Origin of the sequence: Nocardioides dubius, assembly GCF_039528155.1 — a bacterium.
Classification (GTDB): domain Bacteria; phylum Actinomycetota; class Actinomycetes; order Propionibacteriales; family Nocardioidaceae; genus Nocardioides; species Nocardioides dubius.
The window spans coordinates 17746-28104 of the sequence record NZ_BAAALG010000003.1 but is presented as its reverse complement, the minus strand read 5'-3'; the positions used below and the strand labels follow the sequence as shown (position 1 = coordinate 28104).

Annotated in this window: 12 protein-coding genes; 4 read left to right on the top strand and 8 right to left on the bottom strand. The window is 72.1% G+C overall.

Going from position 1 to position 10359, the window contains the following annotated elements; all coding sequences use genetic code 11:
- Positions 1–77: 77 nt before the first annotated feature.
- The gene (locus ABD151_RS04290) at positions 78–938 is read right to left on the bottom strand and encodes a DegV family protein (RefSeq protein ID WP_343991696.1); all 861 of its coding nucleotides are present in this window, start codon (positions 936–938) and stop codon (positions 78–80) included.
- A 40-nt stretch (positions 939–978) separates the two neighbouring features.
- Positions 979–2439, bottom strand: a complete 1461-nt coding sequence (locus ABD151_RS04285; protein WP_343991695.1) for an RNB domain-containing ribonuclease — start codon at positions 2437–2439, stop codon at positions 979–981.
- 26 nt (positions 2440–2465) lie between these two features.
- Here ABD151_RS04285 and yaaA point away from each other — a divergent pair, with 26 nt between their 5' ends.
- Positions 2466–3245, top strand: a complete 780-nt coding sequence (yaaA, locus tag ABD151_RS04280) for a peroxide stress protein YaaA (RefSeq protein ID WP_343991694.1) — start codon at positions 2466–2468, stop codon at positions 3243–3245.
- 61 nt (positions 3246–3306) lie between these two features.
- Here the strand turns inward: yaaA and ABD151_RS04275 are convergent, their stop codons facing one another.
- The 3 genes from ABD151_RS04275 to ABD151_RS04265 all read right to left on the bottom strand — a co-directional run bounded on the left by ABD151_RS04275 (position 3307) and on the right by ABD151_RS04265 (position 5917).
- Positions 3307–4014, bottom strand: coding sequence for a histidine phosphatase family protein (locus tag ABD151_RS04275; protein ID WP_343991693.1), 708 nt, complete (start codon positions 4012–4014; stop codon positions 3307–3309).
- Positions 4011–4718: a zinc ribbon domain-containing protein gene (locus tag ABD151_RS04270; RefSeq protein WP_425571858.1), complete on the bottom strand. Its 708-nt coding sequence runs from the start codon at positions 4716–4718 to the stop codon at positions 4011–4013. Before ABD151_RS04270 ends, ABD151_RS04275 begins: the two co-directional genes overlap by 4 nt.
- 80 nt (positions 4719–4798) lie before the next feature.
- On the bottom strand, positions 4799–5917 hold the full coding sequence (locus tag ABD151_RS04265; protein WP_343991691.1) for a Nif3-like dinuclear metal center hexameric protein: 1119 nt from the start codon (positions 5915–5917) through the stop codon (positions 4799–4801).
- An 87-nt stretch (positions 5918–6004) separates the two neighbouring features.
- Between ABD151_RS04265 and ABD151_RS04260 the strand changes: the two genes are divergently transcribed.
- The 3 genes from ABD151_RS04260 (at position 6005) to ABD151_RS04250 (ending at position 8502) form a co-directional block, all read left to right on the top strand.
- Positions 6005–6340 (top strand): hypothetical protein, encoded by a 336-nt coding sequence (locus ABD151_RS04260; RefSeq protein ID WP_343991689.1) that lies wholly within the window; start codon positions 6005–6007, stop codon positions 6338–6340.
- Between the two features lie 102 nt (positions 6341–6442).
- Complete coding sequence (locus ABD151_RS04255) at positions 6443–7852, top strand: sensor histidine kinase (RefSeq protein ID WP_343991687.1); 1410 nt, start codon at positions 6443–6445, stop codon at positions 7850–7852.
- Positions 7837–8502 (top strand): response regulator transcription factor, encoded by a 666-nt coding sequence (locus ABD151_RS04250; protein WP_343991685.1) that lies wholly within the window; start codon positions 7837–7839, stop codon positions 8500–8502. The genes ABD151_RS04255 and ABD151_RS04250 overlap by 16 nt, the downstream gene beginning before the upstream one ends.
- A gap of 64 nt (positions 8503–8566) precedes the next feature.
- On the opposite strand, the gene ABD151_RS04245 is transcribed toward ABD151_RS04250, so the two are convergent.
- From ABD151_RS04245 to ABD151_RS04235, 3 genes are all read right to left on the bottom strand, one after another.
- Complete coding sequence (locus tag ABD151_RS04245) at positions 8567–9451, bottom strand: serine/threonine-protein kinase (RefSeq protein WP_343991683.1); 885 nt, start codon at positions 9449–9451, stop codon at positions 8567–8569.
- An 11-nt stretch (positions 9452–9462) separates the two neighbouring features.
- Positions 9463–9867, bottom strand: a complete 405-nt coding sequence (locus tag ABD151_RS04240; RefSeq protein WP_343991681.1) for a hypothetical protein — start codon at positions 9865–9867, stop codon at positions 9463–9465.
- Between the two features lie 132 nt (positions 9868–9999).
- Positions 10000–10359: class I adenylate-forming enzyme family protein (locus tag ABD151_RS04235; RefSeq protein WP_425571852.1), on the bottom strand; the 360-nt coding region annotated here is incomplete at its 5' end.

Sequence of the window (10359 nt, the reverse complement as noted above, 5' to 3'; positions counted from 1 at the left end):
CACGGCGACTGAGGAGAAGCCGCTCAGGTGCGTGCTGGGGCGCCGCCTGGCGCCGCCCTCCGTTGATCAGCGCTTCCTCAGGTGAGTGCGGGCGCCACGCAGACCGCGACCATGCCCGGGCCGACGTGCGCACCCAGCACCGCACCGACTTCGGCGATCCTGGCCGGCTCGGCCAGGTCGAGTCGGTCGCTGAGCCGCTCGGCGAGCGTCTCCGCACGGTCCGGGCTGGCCAGATGGGCCACGGTCACCTCGACCTGCCCCTCGCCCGCGGCCTGGACGGCGAGCTCCTCCAGGCGGGCCAGCGCCCGGCCCGCGGTGCGGACCTTCTCCAGCGAGTCGATCCGGCCGTCGGTCACCTTGAGCAGCGGCTTCACCGCGAGCGCCCCACCGAGCAGGGCCGCAGCCGCACCGACCCGGCCGCCGCGACGCAGGTACTCCAAGGTGTCCACGTAGAACAGGGACTCGCAGGCGACGCCGCGCGCCCGGGCAGCCTCCGCCGCCTCCTCGGCACTGCCACCGGCCTCGATCACCGCGGCAGCAGCGAGCGCCGCGTATCCGGTGCCCGGACCCACCTGGCACGAGTCGACCGGATGCACCGGGATCGGCGACGTGCGCGCGGCGACCTCGGCCGCGTCGTAGGTGCCGCTCATCTTCGAGGAGAGGTGCACCGCGACCACCTCGGCGTAGCCCTGCTCCGCCAGGGATGCGTAGACCTCCGCCATCCGGGTCGGCGAGGGCCGTGAGGTCGAGACCGGCGTGAACTCACGCAACGCCTGCGCCACCATCTCCGGGCTCGCGCCCTCATCGACGCCCTCGTCGTAGGAGGTCGCGCCGACGATCACCTGCAACGGCACCACGACGATCCCGTGCTCGGCGGCGACATCGTCGGGGACCGAGGCGGGCGAGTCGGTGACGACGGCGATCCGGCGTTCTGGCATGCCGAGAGAATAGCGGCGCAACGGCACCCGGGGGCAAGCCTCAGCAGGTGAAGGCGACCTTGCGCGCCACCGGGTCCGCCGTGGTCAGAGTGACCTCGACCTGCTCCCCCAGCGGCAGCTCTCGCTCCGAGCTGACCCGGGCCTCGATCGCCGGGTCCGCGATGGTGATCTCGCCGCGGGTCGCGGACTTCTCCTCGACCTCCATCACCACGGCGGTGAACCGCTCCCCGATCCGCCCGGCGAGTGCGGTCGCCTCGACCAGATCGAGGATCGCCCGCTCGTAGCGGCTGGCCGTGCGGCCACTGGCCGCCATCGCCTCCGGCACGTCGTCGAGCCGGGCGAGCACCCACGGGGGCACCGGCTGTCCGGCGCAGAGCGCGACGCAGATCTCCGAGGCGTAGCGGTCCACCAGACGACGCAGGGGCGCCGTGACGTGGGCGTAGTCGGCCGCGACGGCGGCATGACCGGTCACCTCGGGCAGCTCGCCGGCGAAGCCGGCGTAGCCGCTTCCGCGCAGCAGCCGGGTGCAGGCCACCAGCATCGCCGCATGCTTGGGCAGGTCCGGGTCGAGCGAGCGCACGAAGCCCGGATAGTCGACGTCCTCGGGCCAGGCGATGCCAAGCCCGAGCGCGGTGCGCCGCAACCGGGCGACGTCACGTGGGTCGGCCGGTGGCAGGGTGCGCAGCAGGCCGACCTCGGCCTCGACCATCAGCGAGGCGGCCGCCATCCCGGTGAGCAGCGAGATCTGCGCGTTGCACTCCTCGATCGGGTGCATCGAGCGGAAGGCCAGCTGCCAGGTGCCGTCGTCGGCGACGCTCACCTCCTGCTCCGGCAGCGGCAGCGAGACGCCGCCCCGTGCGGCCTCCAGCTCCTGGCGCAATGTGCCGATGGTGCGCAGCAGCTCGAAGACCTCCGCCGCCTCCCCGGCGTCCAGCGCTGCCTGCACCTCGCCGTAGCCGTGCCGCGAGCGCGAGCGCACCTGAGCGCGCTCCACCCGCGCCGCCACCTGGGCACCGGTCACGTCGAGCCGGATCGTCCACAGCAGGGCCGGGCGCACCTGCTCGGGAAGCAGGGAGCCGGCGTCCTCGGAGATCGCCTTGGGGTGCAGCGGCACCTTCGAGTCGGCGCCGTAGAGGGTCTGGCCGCGGCGCCGGGCCTCGAGGTCGACCGGCCCGTCAGGCTCGACGAACGCGGCCACGTCGGCGATCGCGTAGTAGACGACGAAGCCGTCGCCGTCACGCTCCAGGTGCATCGCCTGGTCGAGGTCCATCGCGGTGTCCGGGTCGATGGTGATCAGCGGGAGGTCGGTGCGGTCCAGCGTGGGCAACCGGGGCTCGGCGGCGGCCTTGGCTGCGGCCTCCTCGACCTCCGACGGGAACTCGGCGCTCACGCCGAGCTCGGCGCGGATCGCCTCGACGCCCTCGCGCAGCCCCGCGCCGGCAGGGTCCGCCGTCAACGGACGGGCACCGCGGGACCTGACTCGCACCACTCGGCTCGGCATGGCTCTCACCCTACTAACCTGTCTGCGTGCTGATCCTGCTTCCGCCCAGTGAGGGCAAGGCGCTGCCCACCCGCGGCCGCCCGCTCGACCTCGCCACCCTGAGCTCGCCGGAGCTCACCGAGGCCCGCTCGGAGGTGATCGCCGCGCTGGTCGAGCTCTGCGCTGACGACGCCGACAAGGCGGCCGAGGTGCTCGGGCTGGGCCCCAGCCTGCGCGAGCTGATCCAGCACAACGCGACGCTGCTCGAGCAGCCAGCCGTCCGCGCGGACCGGATCTACACCGGCGTGCTCTACGACAACCTCGACTTCGCGTCGCTGAGCAGCGCGGCGAAGCGGCGTGCCACCGGCCGGGTCGCGGTGACCTCGTCGGTCTTCGGGATGGTGCGCCCCGGCGACGCGATCCCCTCCTACCGGCTCTCCGGGGACGTCACCCTGCCGGGCCTCGGCTCGGTGGCGGGGTTCTGGCGCGAGCACCTGGGCCCGGCGGTGCTCGAGGCCCTGGGCGACGGCCTGCTGGTCGACCTGCGCTCGACGACGTACGCCAACTTCTGGCGACCCGCCGCCGACCTCGCACCCCGGGTCGCCACCGTGCGGGTGCTGCACGAGCAGGGCGGCAAGCGGAAGGTGGTCAGCCACTTCAACAAGGCGACCAAGGGCCGGTTGGTCCGGGCCCTGCTCGAAGAGGGCGCCAACCCGCGGACGCCGGCGCGGCTCGCCGAGGCGCTGCGCGACCTGGGCTGGTTCGTCGAGGTGGGCGAGCCCGGCAAGAAGGGCACCCAACTCGATGTCGTCGTCAGCGAGCTCTAGCTCAATGTGACCTCAGCGCGCGTTTCGACACCAATTTCGCGCGCTGAGGTCACATTGAGCGTCAGAGGACGAGGGGCAGGTCGCCCGGACGGGCGTTGAACAGGCGCAGCGAGGACATCGGATCATCGCCCTCGCCGCCCGGGTAGTGGCTGATCACGCTCACGGACGCCGGGCTGAGCTCCATCCGGTAGACCGACTCCAGCGGCGCGTGCAGGGCACGGCCGACCATGATCTTGATCGGCGTGACGTGGGAGACGACCACGATCGTGCGCCCGGCGTGCTCGGCCAGGACCCGCTCCAGCCCGGCGACGACCCGGGTCTCCACGTCGCGGAACGACTCCCCGCCGGCCGGCGCCACGTCCATCGAGCCCAGCCAGGCCTTCATCTCGGCGGGGCGCTGCTCGGCCACCTCGGCGAAGGTCAGGCCGTCCCACTCGCCGAACTCCATCTCGGCGAAGGCGTCCTCGACCTGAGCCTCGTGCCCGATCTCGTCGCCGATGATCCGCGCGGTCTCGACGGTGCGCAGCACCGGCGAGGTCAGCACCGCATCGATCCGGTCGGCGGTCGGCTTGAGCCACCGGCCGGCCTCGTGCGCCTGCTCGCGCCCGGTCTCGGCCAGCGGAGGGTTGGTGCCGCGGATGCCGCCGGAGAACCGCTTGTCGACGGTCAGCGCCGTCACCCCGTGCCGGACCAGGACCAGCGTGGTCGGCGCCGCGGCACCGGCGGACCAGCCGCGGGTTCCGCCGTCCGTGCCGCCGGTCCTGCTCACAGCCCCGACTCGTCGGTGCGGACCAGGATCCGGCTGCACTCCTCGCAGCGCACGACCTCGTCGGCCGGGGTCTTGGTGATCCGGGCCAGGTCGGACGGGTTCAGGGTGAGCTGGCAGCCCTCGCAGCGACGCGCGCGCAGCATCGCCGCGCCCACGCCCTGCTTCTCGCGGATCTTGTCGTAGAGCGCGAGCAGGTCGCCGGGGATGCTGAAGACCTCGACGCCGCGCTGCTCGGTCACCGTGTCGAGCTCGGACTGCGCGACCTGGCTCTTCTCGTCGCGCGCCTTGACCACCAGGGCGATCTCGTCGTCGGTGGTGGCGAGGGCCTCCTCGTACTCGGTCAGCGAGGCGGTCGCCTCCTCGACCTTCTCCATGATCTCCAGCTCGATGTCCTCGAGCGTGTTGATCCGGCGCTCCAGGGACTCCAGCTCGTGGGTCAGCCGCTCGAGGTCCTTGGGGTTGGTCACCAGGCCCTGGTCGATCTTGCCCTGGTCGCGGGTGCGCCGCGCCTTGACCTGCTCGACGTCCTGGTCGGACTTCTTCTGCTCCCGGGTGAGGTCGTCGACGACGATGCGAGCGTCGCGCCTCTTGGCGTCGAGCTCGGCACGCCGGTTCTGCAGGTCGCTGAGCTGCTGGTGCTCGGGCAGCGACTTGAGCTGGTGGCGCACCTGCCCGATGCGGGCGTCGAGCTCCGCAAGGTCCAGCAGCTTGCGTTGGGCGATCGGGTCGGCTTTCAGCGTCGGCTCCTCGGTTGAGATGTGACAGTCAGGTGCAGAACGTGCGGTCAGAGACGAAACGACCAGGGATCCGTGCGCACCGCACTCACAGTGCACTCCACCGTATCGCCCAGTGCCTCGGCAAGGCGCTGCCGGACCACCGGGAGCCAGGTCGACTCGGCAGCCCAGTGCGCGACGTCGATCAACGCGGGGCCGCCCTTCTCCAAGAACTCCGACGCCGGGTGGTGGCGCAGGTCGGAGGTCAGGTAGACGTCGGCGTCGCTGCCCGCCAGCCGGTCGAGCAGGAAGTCGCCCGCGCCGCCACAGACCGCGACCCGGCGCACGATCCGGTCCGGGTCGCCGCCGACGCGGACGCCGTGCTCGGTCGCGGGCAGTGCCTCGGCAACCTGTGCGGCGAACTCCCGCAGCGTCATCTCGTCGACGGTGCCGATCCGACCGGTGCCGGTCGCCGACTCCCCCGGGTCCGCCAGCTCGATGATGTCGAACGCCGGCTCCTCGTACGGGTGTGCGGCACGCATCGCGGCCAGCACCTGCGCCCGCAGGCGGCGCGGCACCAAAACCTCCAGGCGGTCCTCGTCGACGACGGCGATGTCGCCGATGGTGCCGATCGCCGGAGCCGCGCCGGGCAGCGGCCGGAAGCGGCCGACGCCGTGGGCGGAGAAGGAGCAGTGGTCGTAGTCGCCGAACGTGCCGGCACCGGCTGCCGCCATCGCCGCGCGGACCGGGGCGGCCGCGTCGGTGGGCACGAAGACCACGAACTTGTCCGAGGGCTCGGACGGAGCCGCGATGATCGGGCTCAGCTCGCGCAGCCCGAGCGCCAGCGCCAGCGACTCGGAGACGCCGTTCAGGGCCTGGTCGGCGTTGGTGTGCGCGGTCAGCAGGGCGCAGCCGCCGGTGGCGAGCGTGTGCAGGGTCCGCCCCTTCGGCGTGGTGGCCGCGACGCTGGTGACCGGCTTCAGGAAGAGCGGGTGGTGCACCACCAGCAGGTCGGCCTTGGCCGCGACCGCCTCCGCGGCCACCTCCGGGCTCGGGTCGACAGCGAAGTGCACCCGCTTGACCGGCGTCGCCGGATCGCCGAGCACCAGGCCGACGGCGTCCCAGCTGTCGGCCGTCGCCGGCGGGTACCACTGATGGAGCAGGTCGACCACTTCGCCCAACGTCGTCATGGCGGCAACGATAGTGGGCGGGGTTGATGAGGAGGCTCTCATGGTCCTCTCACCTCGAGCCCACCTGGACACGGCACCATGGTGACCATGAGTCTGCCGTGGAAGTGGCTGCTGGGGGCCGCCGTCCTGCTCCCGGTGCTGGCCTATGTGGCCGGTGCCGTGGCGGCAAGCGGCGACCGGCCCTCCGAGCGCGCCCCGATCGTGGTGGAGGAGCCCACCGAGCCCGCCCCCGTGCGCCCGTCGGAGTCCGACCCGCCCGGCGACGACGACGATCGGCGTCCCGAGGTGGTTCCACCCGATCCGCGGACGGCGCGCGACGACGACCGGCCGGCGAAGCCCTCGGCGCCGGACGATGACCGCGACGACGACCGCGATGACGACCGTGACGACGATGACGGCTCCGACGATGACGACGATGACTGAGCCGATCCCGCCCGCCGGCGCCCCGACGCCTCCGCCGGGAGCAGCACGCTGAGGCGCCCGCTCCGCCGCCCCTCCGCCCGGCCGCACCGGCCGGGCGTCTCGGTGCGCACCCGGATCACCGCCGCCGTCTCGTTCACCGTGGCGCTCACCCTGGCCCTGGTCGGCCTGCTGATCTACACCGTGGAGTCGGCACGACTGCACGAGCGCACCATCGACCACGCCAGCCAGGAGATCGCCGAGTTCGACAAGCTCCAGCGCGGCCGCGACCCCGAGACCGGCGAGGCGTTCACCGGACTGGAGCCGCTCTTCCGGCTCTACATCCAGCGCAACGTGCCCAACGACGCCGAGGTCCTGGTCGCCTGGTTCGACGGCGAGCCCGGCCTCTACTCGCTCACCGACCCGCTCGCGCTGGCCGAAGAGCTCACCCGGGATCCGGCGATCACCGGCGAGGTGCGGAGCCGCCTGGGCTCGGGGGGCGACGCCCAGGTCGCGACCGACCACGGCGACGTCCTGGTCACCGTCCAACCGGTCACCCACCGCGCCTCGGGCGAGCAGGGCGCGCTGGTCCTGCTCACGCTCCTGGACGCGACCCGCGCCGACCTGATGGACCTGCTGCGCACCTACCTCCTGATCGCGCTCTCCTGTTGGGCGCTGATCACCCTGCTGGCGGCCTGGCAGGCGGGACGGCTGCTGTCTCCACTGCGCCAGCTCAGCGACACCGCTCGCGAGATCAGCGGCAGCGACCTCTCGCGGCGGATCCCCGAGACCGGCAACGACGACATCACCGAGCTGACCCGCACCCTGAACCAGATGCTGGCGCGGTTGGAGTCCACCTTCGCCGAGCAGCGCCAGTTCCTCGACGCCGCCGGCCACGAGCTGAAGACGCCACTCACCGTGCTGCGTGGGCACCTCGAGCTGCTGGACGCCGGCGATCCGGCCGAGGTCGCCGAGACCCGGGCGCTGCTGATCGACGAGATCGACCGGATGGCGCGCCTGGTCGGCGACCTGATCCTGCTCGCCAAGAGCGCCCGTCCCGACTTCGTCGTCGCCGAGCCGGCCGACCTGCGCAGCCTCACCTCGGAGGTGCTGGCCAAGGCCAGTGCCCTTGCCGAGCGGGACTGGGTCGACGACGGCGGCGCGGAGGTCGTGGTCGGCCTCGACCGCCAGCGGATCACCCAGGCCCTGCTGCAGCTGGCCGACAACGCCGTCAAGCACACCGGCACCGGGGATGCGGTGGCAATCGGCTCGCGGGACCTCCCCGACCGGGTCGAGCTCTGGGTGCGCGACACGGGTGCCGGCGTCCCCGAGGCCGACCGGGAGCGGATCTTCGAGAGGTTCGGGCGCAGCCGCGTGCCGGCCGGCGACGAGGGCTTCGGCCTCGGTCTCTCCATCGTCCGCGCGATCGCGGAGGCCCACGGCGGCACCGCGCACGTCGAGCCGACCACACCGCACGGCGCCCGTTTCGTGATCACCCTGCCCCGACCCCGGGAGGACACATGGCCAGCATCCTGATCGTGGAGGACGAGGAGCGGATCGCCTCGTTCCTGGCCAAGGGGCTGCGCGCCGATGGCCACACCACCACCGTCTGCACCGACGGCCCGAGCGGCCTCGATGAGGCCCTGATGGGCGGGCACGACCTGATGATCCTGGACATCGGGCTGCCCGGGCTCGACGGCTTCGAGGTGCTGGCACAGGCGCGCGCGCAAGGGGCGCGGCTACCGGTGATCGTGCTGACCGCACGCGACTCGGTCACCGACACCGTCTCCGCACTCGAGGGCGGCGCGGACGACTACATGCCCAAGCCGTTCCGCTTCGCCGAGCTCGCCGCCCGGGTGCGGCTGCGGCTGCGCCAGGCCGGCGAGCAGCCAGGCTCCGAGCAGGTGCTGGCCGCCGGCCGGGTCAGCCTCGACATCCGCACTCGCCAGGCCACCGTCGACGGCCGTGCCGTCGACCTCTCGGCGCGCGAGTTCACCCTGTTGGAGATCTTCCTGCTCAACCCGCGCCGGGTGCTGTCGCGCGAGCAGCTGCTCGACCACGTCTGGGGCTTCGACTTCGACCCGGGCTCGAACGTGGTCGACGTCTACGTGGGCTATCTGCGCAAGAAGATCGGCGCTGCCGCGATCAGCACCGTGCGCGGCATGGGCTACCGGTTCGAGCCGTAGCCCCGACCGGGCAGGCACGCGCCGGCCGACAGGCGCACCCGCCGGACCGGGCAGCGTGGCCCGCTCAACGTCCGAGGCGGAAGCCGGCCAGGTGCCCGCGCGGCAGCGAGGCCAGGACCGGCTCCAAGGCTCCGGCGACCTCGTCCGGCTCCGGCCGTGCGCCCGGCTCCAGATCGAGGCAGGCGTGGATCACCTTGCCGACCGGGACCGGAACGCCGTCCGGCAGCGCGGGCAGGCCCGCCGCCAGTTGCGGGAAGCGGTCGGCGACGTCGTCGGCGTCCGGATCGCCCTCTGCGAACGGCGGATGGCCGGCCACCGCATGGAAGAGCGTCGCGCCCAGCCCCCAGACGTCGGAGGCGGGCCCGGGCGCGAGCCGATCGGTCGGATCGCACTGCTCGGGCGCCATGTAGGCGTCGGTCCCGATCAGGTGCCGCAGCTGGGCGGCGTCCTCGGTCCGGCGTGCGACCGAGAGGTCGATCAGCCGGGCCGGGGCACCCATGATCACGTTGCTGGGCTTGATGTCGAGGTGCACATAGCCGACGTGACGCAGGTAGTGCAGGGCCGCCGCGATGTCGATCGCCAGCGGCAGGTACTGAGCGGCCTGGAGCGGGCCGTAGCGGCGCACCAGGGTCGAGAGCCGGGGGCCGTCCACCTGCTCCAGGACGACGTGGGGACGCTCCCCCTCGAGCTCATGGCGCAGCCCCCGGACGACGACGGGATGGTTGATCTCCGCCAGCGCGGCGACCTCCCGCCGCAGACCGCGCAGAGTGCTCCCGCTGTCCACCTGATCGGGCCTGACCACCTTGACCACGACCGGTGAGTAGGTGATCTCGTCGAAGGCGAGGTAGGCCTCGTAGGAGGCGCCACCGCCGAGGAGCTTGATCGCGATCAGCTCGTCGGTGATGGCGTCTCCCTCGGCGAAGCCCCAGCGCTCTGCGCGGTTGCTCATCTCAGCCTCGCTCAGCGACGGGTGTCGTTGCGGGAGCGGTCGTTGGTCGAGTTCGCCGACCAGTCGCGGACCTGCTTCTTGCCCTGCTTCTTGGCGCCGTCGCGGGTCCAGTCACGGGTCTTGTCGGCGCGGCTGAGGTCCCGGTCCCGGCTGACCTTCGTCACGTTGCTGCGGGTGTGGTCGTTGCTCACCTTGCTGTTGCGGCTGTGCTTGGTGAACCGGCTCTTGGTGTCGTTCGACTTCTTGCTGTCGTCGTCGTCCGCGTCGTCGTCGGCGACGAGGACCAGCGTGGGCTGCTCGTCGTCACGCTTGGCCACCTCGTCGGCGGCCGAGACGGTCGGGGTCTGAAAGGCGATCAGGCCGGCGGCGACCAGACCGACGAGTCCGAGTCCACCCAACGGGATCAGGCGCTTCATGGTGCTTCCTCTCCTTCGCGGCCGCCCGAGCGGCGACCTGCTGTGCTGACGGCACCAGCCTGGTCGCGCGAGGTGAGGTCACCGTGAGGTCGAGATGAGAGACGCCTCATCTCGACCTCACGGCAGGAGAGATCAGTTGATCTGCTTGGCCTGGCCGTCCCAGTACGGCTGGCGGAGCTTGAACTTCTGCAGCTTGCCGGTGGCGGTGCGGGCGAGCTCGGGACGGAACTCGATCGAGGTCGGCGCCTTGTAGCTGGCGGCCTTCTCCTTGCACCAGGCGATCAGCTCTGCCTCGGTGGCCTCGGCGCCCTCGGCCAGCACCACCAGCGCCTTGATCGTCTCGCCCCACTTCTCGCTGGGCACGCCGATCACCGCGACCTCGGAGACGGCGGGGTGGGAGAAGAGGACGTCCTCGACCTCGATCGAGGAGACGTTCTCGCCACCGGTGATGATCACGTCCTTCTTGCGGTCGCTGATCGTCAGGTAGCCGTC